This window comes from Minwuia thermotolerans (assembly GCF_002924445.1).
In the GTDB taxonomy this organism is placed as follows: Bacteria; Pseudomonadota; Alphaproteobacteria; order Minwuiales; family Minwuiaceae; genus Minwuia; species Minwuia thermotolerans.
Genome location: NZ_PIGG01000037.1, coordinates 92,672 through 119,060, shown reverse-complemented (window position 1 = coordinate 119,060; position 26,389 = coordinate 92,672). Strand labels below are relative to the sequence as shown.

At 69.5% G+C, this 26,389-nt stretch carries 26 protein-coding genes and 1 pseudogene; 16 read left to right on the top strand and 11 right to left on the bottom strand.

Annotated features, from left to right (window positions below; genetic code table 11):
* Window positions 1-39 precede the first annotated feature (39 nt).
* From rplI to CWC60_RS12410, 5 genes are all read right to left on the bottom strand, one after another.
* Window positions 40-690: a 50S ribosomal protein L9 gene (gene rplI, locus CWC60_RS12430; protein WP_109794266.1), complete on the bottom strand. Its 651-nt coding sequence runs from the start codon at window positions 688-690 to the stop codon at window positions 40-42.
* A 13-nt stretch (window positions 691-703) separates the two neighbouring features.
* The gene (locus CWC60_RS12425; RefSeq protein ID WP_109794265.1) at window positions 704-1,636 is read right to left on the bottom strand and encodes a DUF2232 domain-containing protein; all 933 of its coding nucleotides are present in this window, start codon (window positions 1,634-1,636) and stop codon (window positions 704-706) included.
* 21 nt (window positions 1,637-1,657) lie between these two features.
* Window positions 1,658-1,933 carry a 30S ribosomal protein S18 gene (gene rpsR / locus CWC60_RS12420; RefSeq protein WP_109794264.1) on the bottom strand — a complete coding sequence of 92 codons (276 nt, stop codon included), beginning with the start codon at window positions 1,931-1,933 and terminating at the stop codon, window positions 1,658-1,660.
* Window positions 1,930-2,427: a 30S ribosomal protein S6 gene (rpsF, locus tag CWC60_RS12415; protein ID WP_109794263.1), complete on the bottom strand. Its 498-nt coding sequence runs from the start codon at window positions 2,425-2,427 to the stop codon at window positions 1,930-1,932. Before rpsF ends, rpsR begins: the two co-directional genes overlap by 4 nt.
* Before the next feature lie 182 nt (window positions 2,428-2,609).
* Window positions 2,610-3,266 (bottom strand): pyridoxamine 5'-phosphate oxidase family protein, encoded by a 657-nt coding sequence (locus tag CWC60_RS12410; protein ID WP_109794262.1) that lies wholly within the window; start codon window positions 3,264-3,266, stop codon window positions 2,610-2,612.
* 85 nt (window positions 3,267-3,351) lie between these two features.
* Here CWC60_RS12410 and pdxR point away from each other — a divergent pair, with 85 nt between their 5' ends.
* Window positions 3,352-4,767, top strand: a complete 1,416-nt coding sequence (gene pdxR / locus CWC60_RS12405; protein ID WP_164516516.1) for a MocR-like pyridoxine biosynthesis transcription factor PdxR — start codon at window positions 3,352-3,354, stop codon at window positions 4,765-4,767.
* Window positions 4,768-4,769: 2 nt separating this feature from the next.
* Here pdxR and CWC60_RS12400 read toward each other — a convergent pair whose 3' ends face one another.
* Complete coding sequence (locus CWC60_RS12400; RefSeq protein WP_164516515.1) at window positions 4,770-5,441, bottom strand: HAD-IA family hydrolase; 672 nt, start codon at window positions 5,439-5,441, stop codon at window positions 4,770-4,772.
* Between the two features lie 119 nt (window positions 5,442-5,560).
* Between CWC60_RS12400 and glmU the strand changes: the two genes are divergently transcribed.
* From glmU to CWC60_RS12380, 4 genes are all read left to right on the top strand, one after another.
* Window positions 5,561-6,916 (top strand): bifunctional UDP-N-acetylglucosamine diphosphorylase/glucosamine-1-phosphate N-acetyltransferase GlmU, encoded by a 1,356-nt coding sequence (glmU, locus tag CWC60_RS12395; protein ID WP_109794259.1) that lies wholly within the window; start codon window positions 5,561-5,563, stop codon window positions 6,914-6,916.
* A gap of 14 nt (window positions 6,917-6,930) precedes the next feature.
* The gene (glmS, locus tag CWC60_RS12390; protein ID WP_109794258.1) at window positions 6,931-8,754 is read left to right on the top strand and encodes a glutamine--fructose-6-phosphate transaminase (isomerizing); all 1,824 of its coding nucleotides are present in this window, start codon (window positions 6,931-6,933) and stop codon (window positions 8,752-8,754) included.
* 67 nt (window positions 8,755-8,821) lie between these two features.
* Window positions 8,822-9,373 carry a tetratricopeptide repeat protein gene (locus CWC60_RS12385; protein ID WP_206419910.1) on the top strand — a complete coding sequence of 184 codons (552 nt, stop codon included), beginning with the start codon at window positions 8,822-8,824 and terminating at the stop codon, window positions 9,371-9,373.
* Between the two features lie 45 nt (window positions 9,374-9,418).
* Window positions 9,419-10,519 carry an FIST signal transduction protein gene (locus tag CWC60_RS12380; protein WP_125182775.1) on the top strand — a complete coding sequence of 367 codons (1,101 nt, stop codon included), beginning with the start codon at window positions 9,419-9,421 and terminating at the stop codon, window positions 10,517-10,519.
* A 58-nt stretch (window positions 10,520-10,577) separates the two neighbouring features.
* On the opposite strand, the gene CWC60_RS12375 is transcribed toward CWC60_RS12380, so the two are convergent.
* Complete coding sequence (locus CWC60_RS12375; protein ID WP_109794255.1) at window positions 10,578-11,564, bottom strand: 2-hydroxyacid dehydrogenase; 987 nt, start codon at window positions 11,562-11,564, stop codon at window positions 10,578-10,580.
* A gap of 178 nt (window positions 11,565-11,742) precedes the next feature.
* Between CWC60_RS12375 and CWC60_RS12370 the strand changes: the two genes are divergently transcribed.
* Genes CWC60_RS12370 through CWC60_RS12360 form a run of 3 tightly spaced genes read left to right on the top strand, consistent with a single transcriptional unit; the run spans window position 11,743 to window position 14,646 of the window.
* Window positions 11,743-12,612: a chorismate mutase gene (locus CWC60_RS12370; protein WP_109794254.1), complete on the top strand. Its 870-nt coding sequence runs from the start codon at window positions 11,743-11,745 to the stop codon at window positions 12,610-12,612.
* Between the two features lie 10 nt (window positions 12,613-12,622).
* A complete protein-coding gene (gene hisC / locus CWC60_RS12365; RefSeq protein ID WP_109794253.1) occupies window positions 12,623-13,711 on the top strand; it encodes a histidinol-phosphate transaminase in 1,089 nt (362 codons plus the stop codon).
* Window positions 13,711-14,646: a prephenate/arogenate dehydrogenase family protein gene (locus CWC60_RS12360; protein ID WP_109794252.1), complete on the top strand. Its 936-nt coding sequence runs from the start codon at window positions 13,711-13,713 to the stop codon at window positions 14,644-14,646. The genes hisC and CWC60_RS12360 overlap by 1 nt, the downstream gene beginning before the upstream one ends.
* A 152-nt stretch (window positions 14,647-14,798) precedes the next feature.
* Here CWC60_RS12360 and CWC60_RS12355 read toward each other — a convergent pair whose 3' ends face one another.
* Window positions 14,799-15,227: a DUF4399 domain-containing protein gene (locus CWC60_RS12355; RefSeq protein ID WP_109794251.1), complete on the bottom strand. Its 429-nt coding sequence runs from the start codon at window positions 15,225-15,227 to the stop codon at window positions 14,799-14,801.
* Between the two features lie 72 nt (window positions 15,228-15,299).
* Window positions 15,300-16,322, bottom strand: a complete 1,023-nt coding sequence (locus CWC60_RS12350; protein WP_109794250.1) for a DUF2125 domain-containing protein — start codon at window positions 16,320-16,322, stop codon at window positions 15,300-15,302.
* Between the two features lie 32 nt (window positions 16,323-16,354).
* On the opposite strand from CWC60_RS12350, the pseudogene CWC60_RS24395 reads away from it, so the two are divergent.
* The 3 genes and pseudogenes from CWC60_RS24395 to CWC60_RS12340 all read left to right on the top strand — a co-directional run.
* A pseudogene (locus tag CWC60_RS24395) lies at window positions 16,355-16,834 on the top strand (DMT family transporter); the annotation flags it as partial.
* A 51-nt stretch (window positions 16,835-16,885) separates the two neighbouring features.
* A complete protein-coding gene (locus CWC60_RS24390) occupies window positions 16,886-17,323 on the top strand; it encodes a DMT family transporter (RefSeq protein WP_420891158.1) in 438 nt (145 codons plus the stop codon).
* On the top strand, window positions 17,320-18,762 hold the full coding sequence (locus tag CWC60_RS12340) for a mannose-1-phosphate guanylyltransferase/mannose-6-phosphate isomerase (RefSeq protein WP_109794249.1): 1,443 nt from the start codon (window positions 17,320-17,322) through the stop codon (window positions 18,760-18,762). The genes CWC60_RS24390 and CWC60_RS12340 overlap by 4 nt, the downstream gene beginning before the upstream one ends.
* 157 nt (window positions 18,763-18,919) lie before the next feature.
* Here the strand turns inward: CWC60_RS12340 and CWC60_RS12335 are convergent, their stop codons facing one another.
* A complete protein-coding gene (locus tag CWC60_RS12335) occupies window positions 18,920-19,537 on the bottom strand; it encodes a 2-hydroxychromene-2-carboxylate isomerase (protein ID WP_109794248.1) in 618 nt (205 codons plus the stop codon).
* A 163-nt stretch (window positions 19,538-19,700) separates the two neighbouring features.
* Between CWC60_RS12335 and CWC60_RS12330 the strand changes: the two genes are divergently transcribed.
* The 5 genes from CWC60_RS12330 (at window position 19,701) to CWC60_RS12310 (ending at window position 25,447) form a co-directional block, all read left to right on the top strand.
* Entirely contained in the window at window positions 19,701-21,377 is a 1,677-nt protein-coding gene (locus tag CWC60_RS12330; protein ID WP_164516513.1) for an adenylate/guanylate cyclase domain-containing protein, read from the top strand.
* On the top strand, window positions 21,374-21,811 hold the full coding sequence (locus CWC60_RS12325; RefSeq protein WP_109796331.1) for an acyl-CoA thioesterase: 438 nt from the start codon (window positions 21,374-21,376) through the stop codon (window positions 21,809-21,811). Before CWC60_RS12330 ends, CWC60_RS12325 begins: the two co-directional genes overlap by 4 nt.
* Window positions 21,808-22,680 carry an acyl-CoA thioesterase gene (locus CWC60_RS12320; protein WP_109794245.1) on the top strand — a complete coding sequence of 291 codons (873 nt, stop codon included), beginning with the start codon at window positions 21,808-21,810 and terminating at the stop codon, window positions 22,678-22,680. Before CWC60_RS12325 ends, CWC60_RS12320 begins: the two co-directional genes overlap by 4 nt.
* Entirely contained in the window at window positions 22,677-23,612 is a 936-nt protein-coding gene (locus CWC60_RS12315; protein WP_109794244.1) for an AEC family transporter, read from the top strand. The genes CWC60_RS12320 and CWC60_RS12315 overlap by 4 nt, the downstream gene beginning before the upstream one ends.
* A gap of 143 nt (window positions 23,613-23,755) precedes the next feature.
* Complete coding sequence (locus CWC60_RS12310; RefSeq protein ID WP_109794243.1) at window positions 23,756-25,447, top strand: putative bifunctional diguanylate cyclase/phosphodiesterase; 1,692 nt, start codon at window positions 23,756-23,758, stop codon at window positions 25,445-25,447.
* Between the two features lie 15 nt (window positions 25,448-25,462).
* Here CWC60_RS12310 and CWC60_RS12305 read toward each other — a convergent pair whose 3' ends face one another.
* Complete coding sequence (locus tag CWC60_RS12305; RefSeq protein WP_109794242.1) at window positions 25,463-26,314, bottom strand: fumarylacetoacetate hydrolase family protein; 852 nt, start codon at window positions 26,312-26,314, stop codon at window positions 25,463-25,465.
* Window positions 26,315-26,389: the final 75 nt, after the last annotated feature.

Below are 26,389 nucleotides of genomic sequence, written 5' to 3'. Positions count from 1 at the left end.
GCAAGCCGGGCGCGCCGCCCGGCCGCAGGGCGGCCCGGATCAGGCCTTTTCTTCTTCCTCCGCCGCGGCGCCTTCGTCGTCTTCCTCATCGGTGGCGCGGGAGATCGCCTCGATCAGCTCCTCGTGCGAGGCGGGACCCTTTTCGAAGATCTCCTCGGCCGCCTCTTCGACGTCGAAGTATTCTTCCTCGTCCTCGTCGCCGCGGGTGAAGACGTTCTCGCCGCGGAGCTGCGCCGCCGCCTCGTCCTCGGACCGGGCGACGTTGATGCCGACGTCGACCATCACCTCGGGATGCAGGCGGATGGTGACGTCATGGACGCCGATGGTCTTGATCGGACGGGTCAGCTGCACCTGGCGGCGCTCGATGGTGAAGCCCGCCTCGGAGATCCCGTCGGTGATGTCGCGGGTGTTGACCGAACCATAGAGCTGCCCGGAATCCGACGACTGACGGATGACCGTGACCTTCAGGCCCTTCATGCGGCCGGCAATGTCCTCGGCCTCCTTGCGGAGCTCCAGGTTCTTGGCTTCGAGTTGCTTGCGGCGGGACTGGAACTCCCGCAGCGTCGCGTCGGTGGCCCGCTGCGCCTTGCCGTGCGGCAGCAGGAAGTTGCGCGCGTAGCCGTTCTTCACGGTGACGACGTCGCCCATCTGACCGAGCTTGTCGATCCGCTCCAGCAGAATGACCTTCATTCCGTCTTCTCCTTCAGGTTCCCGTGCCGCTGGTATTGCGCCGACGCAGGTCGAGGAAACAGTCGGCGACGCCCAGAAGCATCAGCATAAGAATCACCAGCGGCGTCAGCACGAACAGCATGATCAGCGCCGCCACGTAAAAGATCGCCAGCCCGCCTCCGCCGCCGGTCCGCGAGCCGATCAGTCGGTGCGCCACGGCCAGGCCCTGCAGCACGAACAGCGTCGACAGCACCGCCGCCGCGGTCGCCAGCAACAGGCCGGCATCGCCGGGGATCACGGCCGATCCCAGCGACGCCGCCGCCAGCGCCACTGCCGCAGCCATCGGCAGCCGGAGCCCGGCGAGCGGCAGTTCGGCGCGCACCGCGCGTCCGCTGCGCCGCGCGATCCACTGCGCCAGCGCCCCGTTGAACACCAGCAGCAACATGGTCGAGCCGGCGAAGACCGGCGGGATGATCCGCCGGAACATCTCCTGGAACCGGGCCAGGTCCGTCTCGCTCATCTCCGCCGTGGCGAACACGGCCTGGAAGACCTGGTCCACCGTCTCGCGGAAGGGCCCGGTCTCCATCACCATGAAGACGCCGAGACCGAACAGCAGCCCGATGCCCCCCAGCCACCAGGCGAGACGGTCGACCGGATACCAGATCAGCCCCCCGTCCTGCAGCGGCTGGGCCAGCAATGCCTGGCGCACCAGAACGATCACCGGCATCGCGGTCGCGGCCAGGAAGATCAGCGCCATCCAGCCCCCGCCGAAGGCCAGCATGACCCCCGTGGCCACCAGTCCCGCAACCAGGGCCCAGAGCCAGCTCTGGGTCAGGCCGGCGTAGAACAGCGGCAATGAGGTGACCAGGGACAGCATCAATCCTCCCGGAAAACCGGACTGCGGGGCCAGGTTGCACAGCGCCGCGGCGAGGCCGCAGGCGATAGCGATCGGGACGCGCGAATTCATCGTGCGTCCGGCCCGGCTGCCTCAGTCCTGCACGTAGGGCAGGAGCGCCAGGAACCGCGCCCGCTTGATCGCCCGCGCCAGTTCGCGCTGCTTCTTGGCGGAAACGGCGGTGATCCGGCTGGGAACGATCTTGCCGCGCTCCGACAGGTAGCGCTGCATGAGCTTGGTGTCCTTGTAGTCGATCTTCGGCGCGTTCGCGCCCGAGAACGGGCAGGTCTTGCGGCGGCGGAAGAACGGACGGCGGCCGCCCTTGACGGCGGCGCGGACAACGCCCTTGTGCTCGGTGCCGATGCTCATGCGCGCTCTCCTTCCTTGGTACGGGCCGGACGCTCGCTGCGGTCGCCACGATCACCACGGTCGCCGCGGTCACGGTCACCACGGTCGCCGCGGTCACGGTCGCCGCGCGGGCCCCGGTCACGGTCGCCGCGAGGGCCGCCGCGTCCGCCGCGGCCGGCGTCGCGTCCGCCGCCGCGGGACTGCATCTGCGCCGAAGGTCCTTCCTCCAGCTCTTCCATGCGGATGGACATGTAGCGCAGCACGTCGTCGTGCAGGCGCATCACCCGCTCGAACTCCTGCAGCGCCGCGGCCGGTGCGTCCAGATTGAACAGCACGTAGTGGCCCTTGCGGTTCTTCTTGATCTTGTAGGCAAGCGACTTGAGACCCCAGTATTCGGTCTTCTTGATCTCGCCGCCTTGCTCCTGAACGAGGGTGTTGAACTCTTCGTTCATCTGCTCGACCTGCTGGGCCGAGATGTCGGGCCGTGCGATGTACACGGTTTCGTAGTAGGCCATTGCTTTCCTTCCGGGTTCTCGACGCCCGCCCCAAGGTTCCGGAAAGCCCGGGGCTCGGACGCCCGGAACCGCTTCATGCGGGCCCGGACGGGACGCCAAGGCGCGGGATATGGCGCAATTAGCGCCCCCGCGCAACCCCTCATTCGCGGTAAACCGGGCCCTGCCGGGCGAAGTCCGGCCGGTCAGCCGATGCGGAAGGCCCTGACGTGCCCGGGAACATCCAGCCCCGGCAGGTTGCGCGGATCGGGCTCCGGTTCGCCGACCTGCTGGCGTATCGGCACCACGCCCGCCCAGATGGGCAGCGCGTAGTCCTCCTCGTCGTCGATGGGGCCGCCATCGCGCACCTTGGCCGCGCCTTCGTCGATGGGCATGGTCAGGATCGTGGTGCCTTTCAGCTCCTGATCGGTCATCGGCCTGAGGGTTTGCCAGCGGCCCGGCGTGATCATCTCGACGAAGGTCTTCAGCCGCTCGGTCTTCTCCGCCGGATCCTCGATCTTCCTGGCGCGCCCGAACAGCATCACCGAGCGGTAGTTGACCGAGTGGTGGAACCCGGACCGCGCCAGCACCAGCCCGTCGAGCAGGGAGACAGTGAGACAGACCTCGGCGCCTTCCGCCGCGCGCAGCGCCCGGCTGGCGCTGGAACCGTGCCAGAACACGTCGTCCCCCTCACGCCACTCGAAGGTCGGCGTGACATAGGGGCTGCCGTCGATGGTGTAGCCCACATGGCAGTGCATGGTGGCGTCCAGGATGGCGTAGGCGGTTGCCCGGTCCGCATGGCCGCGCAGGTGCGCGCGCCTCAGCCGGGTGCGGTCGGTCGTGGTCAGTTCGTGCTCGGTCATGGCTCTTCCTCCTCGGCGGCGGCGAAGCTAGGCTGAGACTGGCCTGATCGAAATGGCCAATTCAGAAGAATTTGAACAGTCCAATATGTCCGACGCCCTGCTTGCCGCCCTGACCCTGGACCGCACCCTGCCCGCCCCGCTGGCGGCGCAGGTCTATGACGCGCTGAGAGCGCTGATCGCGGACGGGCGGCTGAAGCCGGGCGCCGCCCTGCCGGCGAGCCGTCCTTTCGCCGCCGAACTGGGGGTCAGCCGCGCCACGGTCGTCGCCGCCTACGATCAGCTCGTCGCCGAGGGCTATGCCGAGGGGCGGCGGGGTTCGGGCGTCTATGTCGGCGATATCGGCGTCGTGCCCGCCCCGGCCGCGGCCACCGCACCGTCCGAACGCCGGCGGCCGCAAGCCGCGCGCTCCAGACCGGTGGCCTTCGATCCGGGCGTGCCGGACATGCGCGCCTTTCCCTATCGCGCCTGGGGCCGCACGGTGGCGCGGACCGCCCGGGCGACGCCGGAAGCGCTGGTCCAGGAAACCGAGGCCTTCGGCGACCCGGACCTCAGGACGGAGATCGCCCGCCATCTGGCCGAATGGCGCGGCGTCGAGGCGCGGCCCGAGCAGATCATCGTGACCGCCGGCGCAGGCGACGCGCTGGAGATCGCCATCCGCACCCTGGCCGGGCCGGGCGACACGGTGGGGCTGGAGGATCCGGGTTACCTGCCGCTCCGCGAATTCGTCCTCGGCCTCGGCCTGCGGCCGCTCTGGCTCGATGTCGACGCGGAAGGCGCCGCGCCGCCCCCGGCCGCCGACCCGCCCCGGCTCGGCATCCTGACGCCCTCGCACCAGTTCCCGCTGGGCGGTGCGATGCCGACCAGCCGCCGCTTCGCCTTCCTCAACTTCGCCGAGGCCACTGGCGCCTGGCTGGTGGAGGACGATTTCGACAGCGAGTTCCGCTATGCCGGCCGGCCAATCCCGGCCCTCGCCAGCCTCGACCGGGGCGGGCGCGTGATCTATGTCGGCAGCCTCTCCAAGGTCTTCTCCATGGGCCTCCGGCTCGGCTACATGGTGGCGCCGGAAGCCCTGCTGCCGGCTTTCCGCGACACGCTGGAGCGACGCTCCCGGCCCAAGGCGTCGGCTGCGCTGCAGCGCCCGCTGGCCGCCTTCATGGCGGAGGGGGAGTTCCACCGCCACATCCGGCGCATGCGCCGGATCTACGCCGAGCGCTACCGCGCCTTCCTGGGCCTGCTCGCCGCGTCGGTGGGCGGGCGGTTCGCCTGGGAGGAAAGTCAGGCGGGCATGCAGATCGCGCTCCGCCTCGAGGAAGGCGCCGACGATGCGGCTCTGTCGCGGCTCGCGGCCGAAGCCGGCGTGCGCTGTCCGCCGCTGTCGCGCTACCGCGCCCGACCGGGCGGCCCGCGCGGCCTGCTGCTGGGCTTCTGCGCCTGTGAACCGGCGGAGATGGCCGGCGGTTTCGCGCGGCTGGAGCAGGTTCTGACGCGCTGGGACGGGTGAACTCAGATCACGCCGAGCCGCCGGGCCGCGGCGTCGAGCTGACCGAAGCCCTCGATCACCAGATCCGCGCCGAGCTCGTGCGCCGGCGTCGAGCCATAGCCGAAGGTGACGGCGATGCAGGGCACGCCGGCGTCGCGCGCCGCGCCCACGTCGGCGGACGAATCGCCGATCATCAGCGCCCGGCCGGGATCGCCGCCGGCCGCCTTGATCGTCTCGCTCAGATGCCGCCCGTCCGGCTTGCGGAAGGGGAAACTGTCGGCGCCCTTGACCGCATCGAACAGGTGGCCGATGCGCCAGATCCTGAGCTGCTCGGCGGCGAATTCATAGCGCTTGTTGGTGCAGATGGCGATCTTCGCGCCCCGCGCCCGGAAGCGGAGGATCGCCGCCAGCGCCTCGGGGAAAGGCTCGCTGTGATCGGCCAGGTGCTGCGCGTAATAGGCCAGGAACATGCGCAGCAGCCGCTCGAACCCGTCGCCCTCGGGCACGCCGCCGGTGTCGCCGAAGCTGCCGCGGATCATCGGGCCTGCACCGTCGCCGATCAGGCCCTTCATCCGCTCGAAGGTGACGCGCGGGCGGTTCTCCATGGCCAGCAGCCAGCAGACGGTCTGGTAGAGGTCCGGCGCGGTGTCGGCGAGCGTGCCGTCGAGATCGAAGACGATGGTGGGTCGGGTCATGACCGATCCTTTGCCCCAGTGGCGCGGCTTCTGCAAGGCTTTGAAACAGTGTTTGAATTGGCCCTGCCGACGCCGGCATGGCATAGCAGTTCGCGAATTCGGGAGCGGAGAATCACGAAATGACCCAACGCGCGGTCGCGGCCGTCATCCTGGCGGCCGGCATGGGAACGCGGATGAAGTCGGCCCTGCCCAAGGTGCTGCATCCGGTGGCCGGCCGTCCGATGATCAACCGCATCATCGACACCCTGGCGCCGCTGGCGCCCGAGCGCACGGTCGTCGTCACCGCGCCGGATCACGACGCGGTCCGGGCGGCGGTCGCGCCGGCGAAGACCGCGGTGCAGCAGCCCGCGCTCGGCACCGCCCACGCCGTACTGGCGGCCCGCGAGCATCTCGAGGGTTTCGACGGCATCATCCTGGTCATGTTCGGCGACACCCCGCTGCTGACCGAAGAGACCATGCGCGCCATGGCCGGGGCGATGGAGGGACCGGCGGATCCGGCCGTCGCCGTGCTGGGCTTCCGTCCCGAGGACCCGGCCGCCTATGGCCGGCTGGTGACGAGCGGCGACGGCGCGCTGGAGGCGATCGTCGAGTTCCGCGACTGCGACGAGGCGCAGAGGCGGATCGGGTTCTGCAATGCCGGGATCATGGGCCTGGACGGCCGCGTGGCGCTGGCCCTGCTGGACCGCATCGGCAACGACAACGCCAAGGGCGAGTACTACCTGACCGACATCGTGGCCCTCGCCCGCGCCGAGGGCCGGGCCTGCGTCACCGTCGAGGGCGATGCGGAGGAGGTCATGGGCGTCGACGACCGGCTGCGGCTGGCGGCGGCGGAGCGGGTGGCGCAGCGCCGCCTGCGCAATGACGCCATGGCGAACGGCGCGACGCTGATCGATCCCGAGACCGTGCATTTCTGCTGGGACACCAGGCTGGGCCGCGACGTCACCGTGGAGCCCCATGTCGTCTTCGGCCCCGGGGTCACGGTGGGCGACGATGTCCATATCAAGGCCTTCAGCCATCTGGAGGGGGCCGATGTGCACGCCACCGCCGAGATCGGCCCCTATGCCCGTCTCCGCCCCGGCGCCGAGATCCAGGCGGCGGCCCGCATCGGCAATTTCGTCGAGGTGAAGAAGGCGGTGATCGAGGCGGGCGCCAAGGTCAACCACCTGAGCTATATCGGCGACGCCCGCGTCGGGCGGCAGGCCAATGTCGGCGCCGGCACCATCACCTGCAACTATGACGGTTTCGACAAGCACCATACCCACATCGGCGCCGGCGCCTTCATCGGCTCCAACTCGGCGCTGGTGGCGCCGGTCCGCATCGGCGACGGCGCCATCGTCGGCGCCGGCAGCACCATCGCCGAGGACGTCGCCGACGACGACCTGGCGTTCACCCGCGCGCCGCAGACGGCGAAAAGCGGCTGGGCCGCAGGCTTCCGCGCCGGTCGGCAGGACCGCAAGAACAAGAACGCCAAGTAGAAGGAGCACAGGGCATGTGCGGCATTGTCGGCGTGATCGGCAGGGGCGAGGCTGCGCCCCGGCTGCTGGAGGGGCTGAAGCGCCTCGAATACCGCGGCTATGATTCGGCCGGCATCGCAACCCTGGTCGACGGCGGCATCGAGCGCCGCCGCGCCGAGGGCAAGCTGGTCAATCTGGAGAAGGCGCTCGCCGAATGGAGCCTGGACGGCGACATCGGCATCGGCCACACCCGCTGGGCGACGCATGGCGTGCCCAACGAAGCCAACGCCCATCCTCACGCCACCCATCGCGTGGCCCTGGTCCACAACGGCATCATCGAGAACTACCGGGAACTGGCCGCCGAGCTGAAGGCCGCCGGCTGCGTGTTCGCCTCCGAAACCGACACCGAGATCGTCGCCCATCTGATCACCCGCAATCTGGAAGAAGGCATGGGCCCGCGCGAAGCCGTGGCCGCGGCGCTGAAACGCCTGGAGGGCGCCTTCGCGCTGGGCATCGTCTTCGCCGGCGAGCACGAACTGATGATCGGCGCGCGGCGCGGCAGTCCGCTCGCCGTCGGCTTCGGCGACGACGAGATGTTCCTCGGCTCCGACGCCATGGCGCTGGCCCCGATGACCAACCGCATCGCCTATCTGAAGGAAGGCGATTACGTCGTCGTCACGCGCAAGGGCGCCAGCTTCTACGACCACGACGACAACGCGGTGGAGCGGGAAATCAAGCAGTCCGCGATCTCCGGCGCCATGATCGGCAAGGGCAATCACCGCCACTTCATGCTGAAGGAGATCTTCGAGCAGCCGGCGGTCATCGGCGACACCCTGCACAGCTACCTGACGCCGGCGACCGGCGAGATCGTGCTGCCGCCCATGCCCTTCGACGTGGCGGCCCTGCCGAAGATCACGATCATCGCCTGCGGCACGTCCTTCTACGCGGCGATGGTCGCCAAGTACTGGTTCGAACAGGTGGCGCGGGTCTCGGTGGAGGTCGACGTCGCCAGCGAATTCCGCTACCGCGAGGCGCCGATGCCCGAGGGCGGTCTCGGCATCTTCATCTCCCAGTCCGGCGAGACCGCCGACACCCTGGCGGCGCTGCACTACTGCCGCGAGCAGAAGCAGCACATCGTGGCCATCGTCAACGTGCCCGAGAGCTCCATCGCCCGGGAGTCGGACGTCGTGCTGCAGACGCTCGCCGGGCCGGAAATCGGCGTCGCCTCGACCAAGGCGTTCACCTGCCAGCTGGCGACGCTGGCCTGCATGGTGATCTCCTTCGCCCGCGCCCGCGGCGCCATCGACGAGGCCGAGGAGGACCGCCTGGCCTTCGCCCTGGCGCACGTGCCGGCCATGGCCGCCCAGGTGCTGAACCACGACGAGGCGATCCGCGACCTGGCCCACGCCATCTTCGAGAAGCGCGACGTGCTTTATCTGGGGCGCGGGACGGGTTATCCGCTGGCGCTGGAAGGCGCACTGAAGCTGAAGGAGATCAGCTACATCCACGCCGAGGGCTATGCCTCCGGCGAGATGAAGCACGGCCCCATCGCGCTGATCGACGAGGAGGTGCCGGTGATCGTGATCGCGCCGACCGACCGCTGGTTCGACAAGACCGTGTCCAACATGCGCGAGGTCATGGCCCGGGGCGGCAAGGTGATCTTCCTCTCCGACGTGACCGGCGTCGACGCGGTGGGCGAGGACGCCTTCGCGGCGATCGAACTGCCGAGCGTCGATCCCTTCGTCGCGCCGCTGCTCTACGCCATTCCGGTGCAGCTTCTGGCCTATCATGTGGCGGTGCTGAAGGGCACGGACGTGGACCAGCCGCGCAATCTGGCGAAATCCGTCACGGTCGAGTGAGCGGCCGCGGCCTCGTCTCGACGCCGCCGCCGCCCATATGCAGAATATGCGCATGTACCGACGTTCCATGAGAATGCCGCTTGCGGCGGCGGCCCTGGCCGGCCTTCTGACGGCCTGGACGCCGGCGGGGGCCGATCAGAACGATCCGCGCCTGGACGGCCTGTTCGGCGAGCTGCAGAGCATCGAGGGGCCGGAAGCCCTGAAGGTGCAGAACCGGATCTGGGGCGTCTGGCACGAATCCGGCTCCGACACCGTGGACCTGCTGATGGTCGACGCCGCCGAGGCGATGCAGCGCGGCCTGCACGAGCAGGCCGAGGCGCAGTACGACGCGGTGATCGATCTGGCCCCGGAATTCGCCGAGGGCTGGAACCGGCGCGCCACCCTGCGTTTCATCCGCGGCGATTATCGCGGCTCGATCGAGGACATCCAGCGCGTCCTGGATCTGGAGCCCCGCCATTTCGGCGCCTATTCGGGGCTCGGCATGATCTATGACCGGCTCGATCAGCCCGAAGCCGCCCTCAAGGCGTTCGAGCGGGCGCTGCTGATCAACCCGCACATGGATCAGGTGCGCAGCCGCGCCGACGCCATCGCCAAGGAACTCAAGGACAGGGAAATCTAGGCGCACCCCCTTGTGCCGCGGCGGCTGCCGTCCTTTGATGGCGCCATGACGGAACCCGCCGACACATTCGCGTTCGGCGCCGGCGCGGACCGCGACTGGCGCACGGCGGTGAGCGCCTGCCTCGACCAGCTGGAAGCCAGCGGCGCCGCCGGCTGCCGCCTCGGCTTCGTCTATCTCACCGACCATTTCTCGGCCCACGCCAGCGACATCCTGACCGTGCTGCGCGGCCGCACCGGCATCGACGACTGGGTCGGCACAACCGGCATCGGCGTGGTCGCCGGCCGCCGGCAACTGTTCGACGAACCCGGCGTGGCGGCGATGGCGATGGCCGCGCCGCGCGCGCACTACCGCCTGCTGCGCCGCGCCGAGGATGACATCGAGGGGATCGAACCCTGGTTCGGCGTCCTCCACGCCGACGCCCGCGCGCCCGACCTGCCCGAGGGCGTGGCGGAACTGGCGGAGCGGCTCGGCGGCTACTGGGTGGGCGGCATCGCCGCCTCCCGCGCCGCTTGGCCGATGATCGCGCGCGGACTGGCGGACACGCCGCTGAGCGGCGTCGCGCTTTCCGCCGACATCGGCGTCCGCACGGCGCTGAGCCAGGGCTGCTCGCCCATCGGCCCGCCGCGCGAAATCAACCGCGCCGAGAAGAACGTGGTCGTCGAACTGGACGGGCAGCCCGCCTTCGAGGTCTTCCGCGAGGAGGCCGGCGAGGTGCTGGCGCGCAATCTGGAGCGCGTGCCGGGCTTCATCTTCGCCGGCCTGCCGGTCAGCGGCGCCGACAGCGGCGACTATCTGGTGCGCGACATCACCGGCCTGGACCCGCAACACGGCCTGGTCGCCGTCGCCGAGGAAGTCGAGGTCGGCGGGCGGCTGATGTTCTGCCGCCGCGACGGGGCCAGCGCGGCCGAGGACATGACGCGGATGCTGGACAAGCTGGAGCGCTCGCTGGACGGCAGACGGCCGCGCGGCGGGCTGTACTATTCCTGCCTGGGCCGGGGGCCGAACATGTTCGACGCCGACCGCACGGAGCTGGACATGATCGCCGAGCGCTTCGGCGACTTCCCGCTGACGGGCTTCTTCTGCAACGGGGAAATCTCCAACGCCCGGCTCTACACCTATACGGGCGTGCTCTCGCTGTTCATGTGACCAGGTCGGCGCGCCTTCCGAATTAGGCTGACGTTGTCCCGCCGCCTGCGCGCCGGCCTCAGAGGTCCGGCAGTACCCGGTCGGGCGGGGCGTGGCCGTCGACGAAGGTCTTGATGTTGATCAGCACCTTCTCGCCCATGTCGACGCGTCCCTCGATGGTGGCCGAGCCCATGTGCGGCAGCAGGACGACGTTGTCCATCTCGATCAGCTTCGGATTCACCGCCGGCTCGTGCTCGAAGACGTCGAGGCCGGCGCCGGCGATGTCGCCGGCGCGCAGCATCCGCGTCAGCGCGTTCTCGTCGATCACCTCGCCGCGCGAGGTGTTGACGATGTAGGAGGTCGGCTGCATCAGCTTCAGCCGCCGGGCCGACAGAAGATGATAGGTCGCCGGGGTGTGCGGGCAGTTGACCGAAATGATGTCCATCCTGGCCAGCATCTGGTCCAGGCTTTCCCAGTAGGTCGCCTCCAGTTCCTGCTCGACGGATTCGTGCACGCGGCGACGGTTGTGATAATGGATCGAGAGGCCGAAGGCCTTGGCGCGGCGGGCGACGGCGGTGCCGATGCGCCCCATGCCGATGATGCCGAGGCGCTTGCCCCAGATGCGGTGACCCAGCATGTGGGTCGGCGACCAGCCGCTCCAGTCGCCCTCGCGCAGCTTCCGCTCGCCCTCGGTCAGCCGCCGCGGCACGGCGAGCATCAGCGCCATGGTCATGTCGGCGGTGTCCTCGGTCAGGACGCCCGGCGTGTTGCAGACGGTGATGCCGCGCTGGCGGGCGGCGGCGAGATCGATGTGGTCGACGCCGGTGCCGAAGCTGGCGATCAGCCTGAGATCCGGATTGGCCTGGCTGAGAATGCCCGCGTCGATGCGGTCCGTCACCGTGGGCACCAGCACGTCCGCGACCTTCACCGCCTCCATCAGTTCGGTCTTGGACATCGGCTTGTCGTCCAGGTTCAGCCGCGTGTCGAACAGCTCCATCATCCGCGTCTCGATCGCGTCTGGCAGCTTCCGGGTGACGATGACCAGCGGTTTCTTCTGCGAACTCATAGGCGGCTTCCCCTCGAAGGGACTCATGGACGTGTGAGGGTCAGTAGCAGCGGGCCCAGGCCTTGTCCAGCATGCGCCGCGGCCGGGTGCTGCGGGGCGGCGATTCGGCCTTTGCGGGGCATGGCGCTTGTGACTATGCTCCGCCGCCGCCAGGGCAATCAGGAGGAGAACGGTCGCAATGTCGGAGGAAGCGCCGGCAGGTCTGGACAAGCTGCGCGAGGACATCGACCGCATCGACCGGGAGCTGCACCAGCTCCTGCGCGAGCGGGCGGCGGTGGTGCGCCGCATCGGCCTGGCCAAGCGGACCGCCAGCGGCGAGCGGGCCGCATTCATCCGCCCGGGACGCGAGGCGGAGCTGATGCGCGGCCGGATCGGCGACCATGACGGCGCGCTGCCCGCCGCCTCGGTGGCGCGCATCTGGCGCGAGATTCTCTCCGGCGCCTGCCAGATGCAGGCCCCCTTCGGCGTCGCGCTCTATTCGCCGGAACGCTCGATCTCCCACTGGGATCTGGTGCGCAACCATTTCGGCAGCCTGACGCCGATCCGGCTCTGCGCCAGCGCCCAGCGCGTGCTGCAGGAGGTCGGCCAGCAGAACACCATCGGCGTGCTGCCCTGGCCCGACCACGAGGAGGCGCAGCCCTGGTGGCCGAACCTGGCCAGCGAGGACGCGCGGGCCGTCAACATCGTCAGCGCCCTGCCCTTCTACGAAAGCGCCACGGGCCGCTTCGAGAGCCGTCGCCTGATGGCGGTGGCGACCTATCCGCCCGAACCCTCCAGCGACGACGTCAGCTACATGATCGTCGACACCCACCCGGAGCTCAGCCGCACGCGCCTCGGCGCGCTGCTCAACCAGGCGGGGCTGAAGGGCGGCGTGATGGCCACCTATGGCCGGGAGGGCCTGATGAAGCAGTTGCTGGAGCTGGACGGCTTCATCGGCCGCCAGGACGAGCGGCTGGGCCGCCTGGTCGGCGGCAGCGACGGCGCGATCACCCGGGCCGCCGTCATCGGCGCCTCGGCGCGGCCGCTCGGCGTGCTGGACACCGAGTAGAGGACTTCCCATGACCAACCCGACGCCGCAGCCAGGCCTGATGGACATCACGCCCTACAAGGGCGGCGAATCCGAGATCGAGGGCCAGAGCCACGTGCGCAAGCTCTCCGCCAACGAGACGCCGCTCGGCCCCAGCCCGAAGGCGATCGAGGCGTTCCGCGCCATGGCCGACCGCATCGGCCAGTATCCGGACGGCGGCGCCACCCGGCTGCGCCGCGCGCTGGGCCGCCGCCATGGCCTGGACCCAGACCGGATCGTCTGCGGCAACGGCTCCGACGAACTGATCGGGCTGCTGGTCTCGTCCTATGCAGGTGCGGGCGACGAGGTGCTGTTCAGCCGCCACGGCTTCCTGATGTACGCCATCGCCGCCAAGGCAAACGGCGCCACGCCGGTGATGGCGCCGGAGACGGACTACACCGCCAGCGTCGACGCGCTGCTGGCCGCGGTGACCGAACGCACGCGGCTGGTCTTCCTGGCGAACCCCAACAATCCGACCGGCACCTTCGTCACAGCCGACGAGGTCGCGCGCCTGCGCGCGGGTCTGCGCGACAACATCCTGCTGGTGATCGACGCCGCCTATGCGGAATACGTTTCCCGCAACGACTACGAGCCCGGCGTGGAGTTGGTGAACGCGAACGACAATGTCGTCATGACCCGCACATTCTCGAAGATCTACGGGCTGGCGGGGCTGCGTGTCGGCTGGGCCTATGCGCCTGCGGCAGTCATCGACGTGCTGCAACGCGCCCGCGGTCCGTTCAACGTCAACCTGGCCGCGCAGGAGGCCGCCCTGGCGGCGCTGGACGACACCGCCCACATCGACGCCGCGCGCACCCACAACGACGTCTGGCTGCCGAAGCTGACCGCGGCGCTGAACGGGCTCGGCCTGGAGACCACCGCGTCGATCGGCAATTTCGCGCTGGCGCGTTTTCCCGGCGGCGCCGAGCAGGCGCTGGCGGCCGACGCCTTCCTGAAGGCGCGCGGCATCATCGTCCGCCCGGTCGGCGCCTATGGCCTCCCCGACTGCCTGCGCATCACCATCGGCACCGAGGACGACAACCTGGCCGTCATCGATGCGCTGAAGGCCTTCCTGGAAAGCTGATGGCCGACGCGCAACCCTTCCGCAGGCTGTGCCTGGTCGGCATCGGCCTGATCGCCTCTTCCATTGCCCGGGCGGCGCGCGAACACGGCCTGGCCGAGACCATCGTCTGCGCCTCGCCGGACCCGGCGCACCGCGCCGAGGCGCTGGCGCTGGGCCTCGCCGACGAAGCCTTCGCCTCGAACGCCGAAGCCGTGCGCGGCGCCGATCTGGTCATCCTGTGCACGCCAGTGGGCGTGATGGGTGCCGTGGCGCGCGAAATCAGCGGTGATCTGGACGAAGGCGCGATCCTCTCCGACGTGGGCTCGGTCAAGCAGGGCGTGATCGACGCCGTCGCGCCGCACCTGCCCGACCATGTGCGTTTCGTGCCCGCCCACCCCATCGCCGGCACCGAGAATTCCGGCCCCGCGGCGGGTTTCGCGTCGCTGTTCCGCGGGCGCTGGCTGGTCATCACGCCCAATGGCCTCTCCGACGACCAATCGGTGGCGCGGCTGACGGCCTTCTGGACCGCAATGGGCGCAGAAGTGGAAGTCATGGACGCCGGTCACCACGACCAGGTGCTGGCGATCACCAGCCACATCCCGCATCTGATCGCCTACAACATCGTCGGCACGGCCGACGACCTGGAGACGGTGACCAAGTCGGAGGTGATCAAGTTCTCCGCCGCCGGCTTCCGCGACTTCACGCGTATCGCCGCCTCGGATCCGACCATGTGGCGCGACGTCTTCCTCAACAACCGGGAAGCCGTGCTGGAGATGCTGGCGCGCTTTTCCGAGGATCTGACGGCGCTGCAGCGCGCCATACGCTGGGGCGACGGCGAGACGCTGTTCCAGCTTTTCACCCGCACCCGCGCCATCCGCCGCGCCATCATCGATGCCGGTCAGGACTCCGCGGCGCCGAACTTCGGCCGCGATGTCGACGGCGCTGGCGACGACTGACACAGGCGACCGATCGACCCGCCGGTGTCATGCCCGCCTGCGTGCGGGCATCCCGTCAATTCATTGATTCGCGGCGCAGCCGCACCGGGCCCCCGCACAAGGCGGGGGTGACAGGATGTGAAACTGAAATTCAATCGTGTCGAACGTCGGGCCTACTGGTTCCGCACGATGACCCTGATCGGCTCGGAGACCAGCGGCGGATCGTGGGGGATGTGATTGGCGTCGCCCATGATGAGCTGGAGCGTGTGCGGTCCGGACGGCAGCCTGAGCTCGACGGCGGTCTGGCCCTTGCCGAAATGCACCAGGCTGTCTTCGGCCGGCAGGGAATACTGCAGGTCCTCGCCGGCCGGCACGATGCGGTCGATCAACAGGTGATGATGGCCGGATCCCGGCGTCTCGTCGCCGGCGGGCCGGACGGCCACGCCCTTGACGCCGAACACCACACGGAACGGGCTGGAGACGGTGTCGCCGTCCTTCGGCGAGACGATGTAGAGTTCGGCGTCCGCCGGCCAGGGCGAGGACTCGGCCAGGGCCAGGGCAGGCGCGGCAAGGATGGCGAGCGCGGCGATCAGCGATTTCATTGTTGTTGGCCTCCTGGATGATCACTGCCGGTTGATATCAGGCTTCGGCGCGCGCGCGGCAAGCGACGGCCATCAATAAAGCGGCGGCGCCTCGAACAGGCCGAATTCGAGCAGGCGGATACGGCCATTCTGGATCGAGAAGGGCGCCCGCACGACAGCGCGCCCCTCCCTGTCGCGTTCTTCCAGCGCCTTGATGGCCAGCTTCAGGCCGAGTTGCGCACCGCCGGAAAGGTCGCCCGCCGCCGCCAGCGCGTCGACGAAGGCCTCGGCGCCGAAGACCTGCAGCACGCCCGCGCCCTCCGGACGGCGCGCCGCGTCGAGGGCGAAGGTGCCGTCGCCGGTGACCGCCAGCTCCCCGGTGCGGACATGCAGCGCGTTGACCTCCAGCACCCCGCCCCGGTCGCGCCAGGCGTCCAGCGCCGCCGGCGCGGTCGATTCCGGCATGGGCGCCAGGGTGACGGCGATCCGCGCCAGGTCGACGGCCTCGCCCAGGGGACTGACCGCCGGGTCTACCCGCATCTCGTCGCCCCGGAAGGTCAGCTCCAGCGCCGGCGGACCGCCATCCCCGGCGTCGGCCAGCCGGCCATGGCTCTGCAGCCGCGCCGCGCGCCTGAGCGCGAGATCGCCCGAGGCCTCCACCTGGACCAGATCGGCGTCATAGCGGGTGATCCGACCCCGGTCGGTGAAGCGCACGGAGGACAGCGCCCGTTCCGCCACCACGGTGGCGCGGCGCTGGACCCCGCCATCGATCCAGCCCAGCTTCTGCGGCCCGCGGATTTCGGCGATGGCATGACCGCGCTTCCAGGGCTGGAAGTAGATCACGGCCTCGTCGGCCGACCATTCCGGCGCCATGTTGAGGCGGGGCGCGGCGATCTCGGGCTGGGCGACATGCAGTTCCAGCCGATAGGGGAACCCGGTCACCTCTACGGCGCCATGGCGGACCGAGACGCCCTCGGCGCGGCGTTGCTCGACCCAGCGGCCGAAGCCGCGTTCCAGGCCATCGGCCAGCGCATTCCAGTAGAACCAGTAGCCCACGCCGGCGGCGACCACCGACAGCAGGATGATGGGACCGATCCAGCGCGCGACCTTGCTCATGAGGAACTCCGGGTTCGAATCAGGCCCCTTATATGAGGTCCGGCCTTGTCCGTCTGCCCCCGCCCGGCTATGGCAGACCGATGACCGCGCCCGCGCAGACCCCGTCGCCCGGATTCGTCGCCGCCGTGCTGATGCCGGCGGTGTTCGTCTTCCTGTGGTCGACCGGTTTCATCGGCGCCAAGCTCGGCCTGCCCTATGCCGAGCCCATGACCTTCCTGGCGCTGCGTTTCGCCCTCGTCGTGGCGATCCTGGCGCCGCTGGCGCTGCTGATGCGGGCGCCCTGGCCGGACCGCGCGGCCGACGTGGGCCATATCGCCATCGTCGGCGTGCTGCTGCACGGGGTCTATCTGGGCGGCGTCTTCGCCGCCATCAGCCTGGGCGTGGAGGCCGGCACCGCGGCGCTGATCGTCGCCCTGCAGCCGATCCTCACCGCCATCCTGGCCGGGCCGGTGCTGGGCGAGCGCGTCAGCCTGCGCCAGTGGATCGGCTTCTTTCTCGGCCTCGCCGGCGTCTTCCTGGTGGTCTACCGCAAGCTCGATCAGGGCCTCGGCACCCCGGAAGGCATGGCGCTGGCGGTGATGGCGCTGTTCGGCATCACCATCGGCACGCTCTACCAGAAACGCTTCTGCACCCAGATGGACCTGCGCACGGGCAACGCCATCCAGTTCGCCGCGGCCGCGGTCGCGCTCGGCGTCATCGCCTTCGCCATCGAGACCCGCGAGATCACCTGGTCGGGCGAGTTCGTCTTTGCGCTCGGCTGGCTGGTCCTGGTGATGTCCATCGGCGCCATCACACTGCTGATGATCCTGATCCGCCAGGGCGCGGCGTCGAAGGTCTCCAGCCTGTTCTTCCTCGTGCCCGCGTCCACGGCGCTGATCGCCTGGCCCCTGTTCGGCGAGACCTTCGGGCCGGCCGCCATCGCCGGCATGGTTCTGGTGACCGTGGGCGTGGCCATGGTAAATCTCGGCGGCCAGCGACCGGCACGGAGGGCGGCAGGATGACCAGCGGGACCGCGCGGATCTTTCCCGTGCTGCTCTCGGGCGGCGCGGGGACACGGCTCTGGCCGCTCTCGCGCAGCCTCTACCCCAAGCAGCTCCTGCCGCTGGCCGGCGAGGAGACCATGCTGCAGGCGACGGCGCTGCGTGTGCCCGGCGACCCCGCCTACGCAGCGCCGCTGGCGATCTGCAACAACGACCACCGCTTCATCATCGCCGAACAGCTCCGCGCCATCGGCCGCGAGCCGCTGGCCATCATGCTGGAGCCGGTTGGCCGCAACACCGCGCCGGCGGCGGCCGCGGCGGCGCTCTGGTGCCTCGCGCGCAACCCGGAGGCGGTGATCGCCCTGCTGCCCGCCGACCACGTCATCCGCGACGTCGAGGGCTTCCGCCGCCTGCTGGCGCGGGCGGTGGAGATGGCCGACGCCGGCCACATCGTCACCTTCGGCATCCGCCCGACCGAGCCGCACACGGGCTATGGCTATATCCGCCAGGGCCAGGCCATCGCCGATGGCGTCTTCCATGTCGACCGGTTCACCGAGAAGCCCGACGCGGCGACGGCGACCGGCTATCTCGCCGATGGCGGCTATTCCTGGAACTCCGGCATGTTCGTCGCCCGCGCGGACACGCTGGTCGAGGAGATGCGGCGCTTCCGTCCCGACATCGTCCAGGCCGTGGAGCGGTCGCTGGACGGCGCGAAGCGCGATCTCGACTTCCTGCGCCTGGACGAGGCCGCCTTCGCCGCCTGCCCGGCGCAGTCGATCGACTTCGCGGTGATGGAGAAGACCGAACACGCCGCCGTCATGCCCTGCGACATCGGCTGGTCGGACATCGGTTCCTGGACCGCGCTGTGGGACATCGCCGAGAAGGACGCCAACGGCAACGCCGTCCAGGGCGACGTCATCCTGCGCGACGTGAGCAACAGCTACATCCGCACCGAAAAGACGGTCGTCGCCGCCATCGGCGTCTCCGACCTCACCATCGTCGAGACCTCCGATGCGGTGCTGGTCGCCCGCCGCGACCGCACCCAGGAGGTCAAGGAGGTGGTCGAGATGCTGAAGGCGGACGGCCGCGCCGAGCACGAGAGCCATGTCCGCCATTACCGCCCCTGGGGCTACTACGAGCCGCTGGATTTCGGCGCCCGCTATCAGGTCAAGCGGCTGGTGGTGAACCCCGGCGCGCAGCTCTCCTACCAGCTTCACCACCACCGCGCGGAGCACTGGGTGGTGGTCTCCGGCACCGCGAAGGTAACGACCGGCGAGAACACCGTGCTGCTGTCGGAGAACGAATCCACCTACATCGCCATCGGCACGGCCCACCGCCTCGCCAATCCCGGCAAGGTGCCGCTGGAGGTCATCGAGATCCAGTCGGGCAGCTATCTGGGCGAGGACGACATCGTCCGCCTCGACGATCCCTACAACCGCGCCGACCACGAGACGAAATAGGCGCATTCGCCGGGGCTGTAGTGATGCAGGTCGCCCCTGCCCTCTCCTGCCGCCCTTGGACTTGATCCAAGGGCCCAGCCCTGCAGCACCGCCCCTCTGGGTCCTGGGGTCAAGCCCCAGGACGCCAACGGATCTAGTGTCGTTGCAGATCGTCGCGTCACGCGTAGGGCTTCGCCAGCGCGCGTTCGACCATCTCCAGACGGTCCTGGCCGTAGAACATGTCGCCGTCGACGAAATAGGTCGGCGAGCCGAAGATGCCGCGCTCGATCGCCTCGCGCGTGAAGCGGTCGTAGATCTCGCGCATGGCCGGGCTGTCGGCGGCCTCCAGCAGCGGTTGCGGCTCGACGCCCGCTTCCCGGCCGAGACGCAGCAGCGTCGCCGGGTCGGCGAGATCGGCGTCCTCCTTCCAGTGCGCTTCCAGCAGGCGATGCGCCAGTTCGTCGATCACCAGCCCCTGCTCCATGCCGGCGATGAGGAAACAGTTGGGCAGGCCGATGTCGTGGTGGTGAAAGGTGGGCGTCCGGCCCAGCACCGGCGCGCCGCGCTCCTCCGACCAGCGTTGTATCTCGCGGCCGAAGAAATACCGGACATGCGCCTTCGAGCGCTTCGGGAACGGCGTCGCGCCGGCTTCCGCCACCACCAGCCGCAGGTCCACCGGCCGGTGGACGATCCGCCGCCCGGCCTTCGCCGCGATCTCCATGAACCGCCTCGAGCCCAGATAGGCAAAGGCCGAATGGGCCGCATAGAAATATTCGATCACGCCATCAGCGGACATGGCCGCTCCTCCCCCTGTTTCATTCCGGCCGAGCTATAGACCGCCCGGCGCGGCAAATCGAATGCACAAAGCCTTGATCGGCGCACCCGCCGGAAAGCCTGCCCGCCCGGGGGAAATTCGTCTAGGTTCGGCTCATGAAGGGGGAAATGCGGGCGCTTGCCAGATGATCAACCGGGTGCGGCTCTATTCGGGGCTGGTGCTGTTCGCCTTCCTGGCCACGCATCTGGTCAATCACGCCCTGGGCATCGTCTCGCTGCAGGCGATGGACGGGGGCCGCGAGATATTCCTGTTCGTCTGGCGCTCCTGGGCCGGCACGGCGGTGCTGCTGACCGCGACCATGGCCCATGTCGCCACCGGCCTCGCCTCGATCTACCGCCGGCGGACCTGGCGCGGCATCACGGCGGCCGAGGTCGTGCAGTACATCACCGCGCTGGCGATCCCGCCGCTGCTGGTGCTCCACATCCTCGCCAACCGGGGCCTGCACGAACTGCACGGCCTGGAGGACACCTACAGCTGGGTGCTGATGGGACTGTGGCAGCTCGACCCCTTCGAGGGCCTGAAACAGGCCGCGCTGACGATCATCGCCTGGATCCATGGCTGTCTCGGCGTCCACATGTGGCTCAGGCTGAAACCCCGCTACCGCCCCTGCGCCCCGGCGCTCTACACCGCGGCGCTGATGGTGCTGGTGCTCGGCCTGGCCGGCTTCGTCAGCGGCGGCCAGGAAGTGAGCCTGCGCGCCCAGGATCCGGTCTGGCTGCAGGCCTATACGCAGCGCACCGCCCTGCCGGCCGAGGCGGCGGCCTGGGTCTACGAGACGCGCGACGCGACGTGGACGGCGATGATCGCCTTCATCGGCTTGCTGGGCGCGGCGCGCGGCGCGCACTACCTGTGGGAGCGGCGGCGCAACCTGGTCACCATCCGCTATCCCGACAACCGCCGCGCCATCGTCGAACCCGGCGTCACGGTGCTGGAGGCCAGCCGCCGCGCCGGCATCGCCCACGCCAGCGTCTGCGGCGGCCGCGGGCGCTGCTCCACCTGCCGTATCCGGGTGCTGGAAGGCTGGGAAAAGCTGCCGCCGCCGGAAGACGCAGAGCGCCGCGTGCTGCGCCGGATCGGCGCGCCGGAAGGGGTCCGGCTGGCCTGCCAGCTCCGGCCCGAGGCCGACCTGCGCGTCATCCCCCTGGTGGCGGAGCCGGCGGAGGTCCGCGACGCCTATGGCCGCAACGGCTACGCCCAGGGCGCGGAACGGCGAATCGCCATCCTGTTCGCCGACCTGCGCGACTTCACCCGCTTCGCCGAGGGCCGCCTGCCCTATGACGTGGTCTTTGTCATCAACCAGTATTGCCGCTATATGGGCCGCGCAGTCGAGGCCAATGGGGGCCGGCTCGACAAGTTCATCGGCGACGGGGTGATGGCGCTGTTCGGTATCGAATCGGGACCCGAGGACGGGGCAAGGCGGGCGCTCGCGGCGGCGCGCGACATCTCGGTGGCGCTCGATCGCATGAACCAGGCGCTGGCCGACGATCTGGGCCAGCCCATGCGCATCGGCATCGGCGTCCATGTCGGCGACGTCATCGTCGGCGAGATGGGCTACCGCGATACGGTCTCGCTGACCGCCATCGGCGACGCGGTGAACACCGCCAGCCGGCTGGAGGCGGCCAACAAGGAATTCGGCAGCCAGCTGGTGCTGTCGGCCGAAACCGCGGCGACTGCGGGGCTGGACATGAGCGGGCGGACCCGGCGGCAGGTCGCCATTCCCGGCCGCGACCGCACCGTCGACGCCTTCGTGCTCAACTCGGCCGCGGACCTGCCGGAGAGCGGGGGCGGGACGAAATCGTGAGCGGACCGACGGAGACGTTCCGCGGCGTGGTCCGCGCCGAGCAGTGCGACCATTTCGGCCACATGAACGTGCAGTTCTACGACGCCGCGCTGAGCGACGCCTTCCTGCACATGCTGTCGCTGATCGGGCTGGGACCGGCAGTGGTAAAGCAGCGCCGGCTCGGCCTCGCCGCCGTCTCCATGGAACTGAAGTTCCGCCGCGAGCTGCGGCCCGGCGATCTGTACATGGTCGAGACCGGCTTCCTGGAAGTGACGGAGCGGCAGGTCCACACCGCCCACCGCATGACGCGGCTGACCGACGGCGTGCTGGCGCTGAACGCCCATTCGCTGGGCTTCCCCTTCGATCTCGAGGCGCGCAAACGGACCATCATGCCCGATGACATTCTCGCCGCCGCCCGGACCTTCGTCGCCCCGAAGGAGGCGTTCGGCCTGTGAGCGGGGATGCGGTCTACTGGCGCGGGGTGTTCAACCAGTGGCAGCGCGGCCTGGGCGGCCACGTCAACATCCAGCACTACGCCAACGCCATCGAGGAAGCGCGCCGGGCGCACGCCTTCGAACTGGGCCATGACCCGATCGAGATGCGCGCGAAGGGCCTTGCCGTCCGCCCGCTGAAGGAACGCATCGACTTCCGCCGCGAGCTGGCGCCGGGCGACGCCGCCTTCATCGAGGGCGCAGGCGGGCTGGACATTGACGGGGAAACGACGCTGGCGGGCCGCATGCTGCGCCCGCATGACGACGCGCCGGTCATGCGCTTCGAGACGAGCTGGGCCATCCACGACGTCGACCGCCGGGTGTCGGTGGATGGGACAACGCCGGACCTGCCGCCGGTGGAAGCGGAGGCGCGGCTCCGGCCGATCCCGGAACCCTGGACGCCGGCGCACCCGCCCGAGCACGCGCTGCTCGCCTGGCGCGGCACGGTGGAGGTGCGCGACTGCGACGAGCACGAACTGCAGTCGCCCCGGGCGATCTTCGACATCGTCACCCGCGCGCTCTGGGCGGTGCAGGTCCCGCTGGGCGGCCATCGCCGCGAGATGGGCCAGCGCGGCGCGGCCGGCGCCATGACCGCCGTCCAGGTGCGCCACGGCCGGCCCGCGCGCATGGGCGACCTGCTTTCCGTGCGGGTGGCGACGCTCGGCTTCGGCGAGACCTCGGTCCGCTTTGGCCAGATCATCGCCGACGAGACCGACGGGGAGATCGTGGCCCGGGTCGAGTACGTCATGAGCTTCTTCGACCGCGCCAGCGGCCGGCGCAGCCCGCCCGATGCCGCCGCGATGGAGGGATTCCGGGCCCTGCTGGCCCTGTGACCGCGGTCCTGGAATCGGTCGTCCCGCTGTTCGCGCTGGTCCTGCTCGGCTTCGCGGCGATGCGCTTCCGGGTGCTCAGCGCCGAGGGCCTCGCGGGCCTCAACCGCTTCGTCTACTACTTCGCCCTGCCGGTGCTGCTGTTCTTCATCTTCGCCCGCGCGCCGATGGGTGCGCTGTCGGACTGGCGGCTGGTCGCGGCCTATTCCGGGGCCTCGGTGATCCTGTTCTTCGCCACCCTGCTGCTGGGCCGCGCCGTCTTTCCGGGGCGGAGCCTGGCCGAACGCACCGTGGTCGCCGGCGGCGCCGCCTTCTCCAACATCGCCTATCTCGGCGTGCCGCTGGTGATCGGCGCGCTGGGGCCCGCGGCGGGCGCGCCGGCGGGCCTGATCCTGCTGGCCGACAACCTGATCCTGATCACCCTGATCATGGGTTTCCTGGAGGCCGCCTCGGCGCCCAGCTTCCGCCCCGCGCGGCTGGCGCTGAACGTGCTGAAGGGCTTCGGGCGCAATCCCTTCATGCTGGGCATGGTGCTGGGCGTGGTCTGGGGCCTTCTGGCCCTGCCGCTGCCGGGACCGGTGGAACGCTTCGGCGACCTGCTGGGCGGCGCCGCCGGCCCCTGCGCCCTGTTCGCGCTGGGCGGCAGCCTCTACGGCCGCCCCATCGCCGAAGGCCGCGCCGAGGTGGGCTTCGCCACGCTCTGCAAGCTTGCCGTCCATCCGGCGCTGGCGGCGGTGCTGGCCTTCCTGGTGCTCGACCTGCCCCCCGACCTGGCGCTTCTGGTGGTGGTCATCGCCAGCCTGCCCACCGGCGCGAACATCTACGTGCTTGCGGCCCAGTACGACGCAGCGGTCGCCCGCGCCTCGACCATTGTGCTGCTGACCACCGGCCTCGCCGTGCTGAGCGTTTCCGGCCTGCTGATCGCCGCCAGCTGACGGAAAATGCGGTCGGCACTCAGGCTATGCGTCTGGCGCAGCCCAAGCGGGAACCATGGGCGCTGGTTCGCGACTGAATGTAGGACCATATTACCCTGACGTGCATCCTATACGGGATACCGCATGGTCCGAAAGGTCCGGGCATGAGTTACCGCGTTGCGTCCGCGTTCGAAGCGATCCGGCTGTTCCGGCGCCACTGGGTCGCGATACCCCTGATTATCCTGACCTTTGCCGGGGCCTGGCTGCTGGTGCACGCTGACGGCGGCACGAAATACGTCCACCTGCACGTCATCTACTTCCCGATCCTGCTGGCCGCCTTCCGTTACGACGAGCTCGGCGGCTTCGTCGCCGGTCTCGTCGGCATGATCCTCATGGGGCCGCTGATGCCGCTCGACGTCGCCACGGGCGAGATGCAGCCGGCCTCGAACTGGCTGTTCCGCGGCGTCTACCTCTGCGCCATCGGCGTTGTGATCGGCCTGCTCAACCGCATCGTCCTGCGGGGCCGGGAAGAGCGCTTCCGCCTTGCCAATTACGATGCGAGCACCGAACTGCCGCTCGCCGGACCGCTCCGGCGTCATATCGCCCAGACCCTGGAGGCGGAGGGCGGCTCCAGCGGCCAGCACGCCGTCATCCACCTGAGCCTGACCAATGGCGACGACATCCATTCCTCGTTCGGGGTCGACGCCTACGAGACGCTGATGCGCTCCTGCGCGCGGCGCATCGCCGGGGCCCTTCCCGACGACGGCTTCCTGGCGCGCGGCGGTCAGGCGCGTTTCCTCTGCTTCCTGATCAACACGCCGGAAACGGACGCGGTGGCGGTCGGCCAGGATCTGCGCTCGGCGCTGCGCGATCCGCTGGACATGGGCGGCCTGCCGGCGCTGGTGGACTGCGAGATCGGCATCGCGACCTATCCGGACCACGGCGATGAGCCGGAGGAATTGCTGCGGGCGTCCTTCGCCGCCATCGCCCGCGCCGGTCAGGCCCCGAACAGGTCGGTGCATCTGTTCGACTCCGGGCAGGACGGCGCACAGCGCGACAACCTGCGCCTGCTGTCGGACCTTCGCGGCGCCATCGACGGGCGGCTGCTGGTCTTCCACGCGCAGCCGAAATTCGCCGTGGACGGTTCGCTCCGGGGCGCCGAACTGCTTGTCCGCTGGGCGCATCCGGAAAACGGCTTCATTTCGCCCGCCCGTTTCATCCCGCTGGCGGAAAAATCACGGCTGATCTTCGACCTCACCCGCTTCGGCTTCGAGACCGCGAAGCGCCACGTCCTCGAGGTTCGCGGATTCGCGCCGCAGTCGGCGTTGCGGTTCTCTGTCAACGTCTCCGGCAGCGACGTCACCGATCCGCGCTTCCCGGACATGCTGCGCGAGGCCTTCGGCGACGATCCCGCCGATCTCGCCCTGCTCGAGCTCGAGATCACCGAAACCGCGATCATCGAGGATCTGGAGCGCCTCGTTCCCGTCCTGGAGCGCGTGCGCGAAACCGGCGTCCGCATCGCCATCGACGACTTCGGCACCGGCTATTCGTCGCTGGTCTATCTCAAGAGGATTCCGGCCGACACGCTGAAGATCGACCAGTCCTTCGTCCGCGACGTCATGAGCTCGGAACGCGATGCCATTCTGGTCCGCCGCACCATCCAGATCGGCAAGGACCTGGGCATGGACATCGTCGCCGAGGGCGTCGAGACGCAGGAGATCGCCGACTGGCTGGTCGCCAATGGCTGCGACCGCCTGCAGGGCTACTTCTTCTCCAGACCGTTGCCGCCGCCGCAATGGCGCGACCTGGCGATGGCGCGCCTGGGCGGCCCGCCGCCCTTCCCGGCCTCCAAGTAGCCGTCCCGGCCGGCCTCAGGCCTCGTTCACGATCGGGTTGATCAGCACGCCGACATTGGTGATCTCGACCTCGACCGTATCGCCATCCTTCATGAACACAGGGGGCGTCCGCTTCATGCCCACGCCGCCCGGCGTGCCGGAAACGATGACGTCGCCCGGCTCCAGTTCCATGAAGCTGGTGATGTAGGAGATCAGGAACGGCACGTTGAAGATGAGCTGATCAGTATTGGCGTGCTGCATGACCTCGCCGTTGAGGCGGGTGGTCAGCGTCAGCCGGGAGGGATCCGGGATCTCGTCGGAGGTGACCATCCAGGGCCCGAAGGCGCCGGTGGTGGTGAAGTTCTTGCCCGGCATGAACTGGTGGGTGTGGGCCTGCCAGTCGCGCACCGAGCCGTCATTGTAGCAGGCATAGCCCGCGATGTGCTTCAGCGCGTCGTCGCGGCCGACATGGCGGCCGGCCTTGCCGATGATCACGGCGAGTTCGCCCTCATAGTCGAACTGGTCGGAATTGCGCGGCTTCACCATGGCCTGGCCGTGCCCGACCTGGCAGTTGGCGTAACGCGGAAACAGCACCGGGTAGCCGGTCGGATCGCGGCCGGTCTCGATGCGGTGATCCTCGTAGTTCAGGCCGACGCAGACGATCTTGCGGGGATCGGGGATGACGGGCAGGAAGGTCACGTCCTTCAGCGCATGATCGGGCTTGCCCTCGGAGCCGGCCTGGATGGCCTTGCCAAGCGCGTCGTCGGCGAGCACCTCGCGCAGGCTGTGGTACTTCTGGCCCAGCAGCGGGAAGAGGTCGATCACCGCGTCGCCCTCGACGGCGCCGAAGCTCGTCTTCCCGTCGATCTCGAAGCTCATCAGCCGCATGACGTGTCCTTCCCCTTGCCCGATTGTTCGTTGGCCGAACCCTAGTGCGGAAATCCGGCTTCTTGAAGATACAAA

Coding starts and splice junctions, on each gene's coding strand:
- rplI (WP_109794266.1), bottom strand. CDS start 690: ATGAAGGTCATTCTGCTGGAGCGGATCGACAAGCTCGGTCAGATGGGC.
- CWC60_RS12425 (WP_109794265.1), bottom strand. CDS start 1,636: ATGAATTCGCGCGTCCCGATCGCTATCGCCTGCGGCCTCGCCGCGGCG.
- rpsR (WP_109794264.1), bottom strand. CDS start 1,933: ATGAGCATCGGCACCGAGCACAAGGGCGTTGTCCGCGCCGCCGTCAAG.
- rpsF (WP_109794263.1), bottom strand. CDS start 2,427: ATGGCCTACTACGAAACCGTGTACATCGCACGGCCCGACATCTCGGCC.
- CWC60_RS12410 (WP_109794262.1), bottom strand. CDS start 3,266: ATGACCGAGCACGAACTGACCACGACCGACCGCACCCGGCTGAGGCGC.
- pdxR (WP_164516516.1), top strand. CDS start 3,352: ATGTCCGACGCCCTGCTTGCCGCCCTGACCCTGGACCGCACCCTGCCC.
- CWC60_RS12400 (WP_164516515.1), bottom strand. CDS start 5,441: ATGACCCGACCCACCATCGTCTTCGATCTCGACGGCACGCTCGCCGAC.
- glmU (WP_109794259.1), top strand. CDS start 5,561: ATGACCCAACGCGCGGTCGCGGCCGTCATCCTGGCGGCCGGCATGGGA.
- glmS (WP_109794258.1), top strand. CDS start 6,931: ATGTGCGGCATTGTCGGCGTGATCGGCAGGGGCGAGGCTGCGCCCCGG.
- CWC60_RS12385 (WP_206419910.1), top strand. CDS start 8,822: ATGAGAATGCCGCTTGCGGCGGCGGCCCTGGCCGGCCTTCTGACGGCC.
- CWC60_RS12380 (WP_125182775.1), top strand. CDS start 9,419: ATGACGGAACCCGCCGACACATTCGCGTTCGGCGCCGGCGCGGACCGC.
- CWC60_RS12375 (WP_109794255.1), bottom strand. CDS start 11,564: ATGAGTTCGCAGAAGAAACCGCTGGTCATCGTCACCCGGAAGCTGCCA.
- CWC60_RS12370 (WP_109794254.1), top strand. CDS start 11,743: ATGTCGGAGGAAGCGCCGGCAGGTCTGGACAAGCTGCGCGAGGACATC.
- hisC (WP_109794253.1), top strand. CDS start 12,623: ATGACCAACCCGACGCCGCAGCCAGGCCTGATGGACATCACGCCCTAC.
- CWC60_RS12360 (WP_109794252.1), top strand. CDS start 13,711: ATGGCCGACGCGCAACCCTTCCGCAGGCTGTGCCTGGTCGGCATCGGC.
- CWC60_RS12355 (WP_109794251.1), bottom strand. CDS start 15,227: ATGAAATCGCTGATCGCCGCGCTCGCCATCCTTGCCGCGCCTGCCCTG.
- CWC60_RS12350 (WP_109794250.1), bottom strand. CDS start 16,322: ATGAGCAAGGTCGCGCGCTGGATCGGTCCCATCATCCTGCTGTCGGTG.
- CWC60_RS24390 (WP_420891158.1), top strand. CDS start 16,886: ATGGCGCTGGCGGTGATGGCGCTGTTCGGCATCACCATCGGCACGCTC.
- CWC60_RS12340 (WP_109794249.1), top strand. CDS start 17,320: ATGACCAGCGGGACCGCGCGGATCTTTCCCGTGCTGCTCTCGGGCGGC.
- CWC60_RS12335 (WP_109794248.1), bottom strand. CDS start 19,537: ATGTCCGCTGATGGCGTGATCGAATATTTCTATGCGGCCCATTCGGCC.
- CWC60_RS12330 (WP_164516513.1), top strand. CDS start 19,701: ATGATCAACCGGGTGCGGCTCTATTCGGGGCTGGTGCTGTTCGCCTTC.
- CWC60_RS12310 (WP_109794243.1), top strand. CDS start 23,756: ATGAGTTACCGCGTTGCGTCCGCGTTCGAAGCGATCCGGCTGTTCCGG.
- CWC60_RS12305 (WP_109794242.1), bottom strand. CDS start 26,314: ATGCGGCTGATGAGCTTCGAGATCGACGGGAAGACGAGCTTCGGCGCC.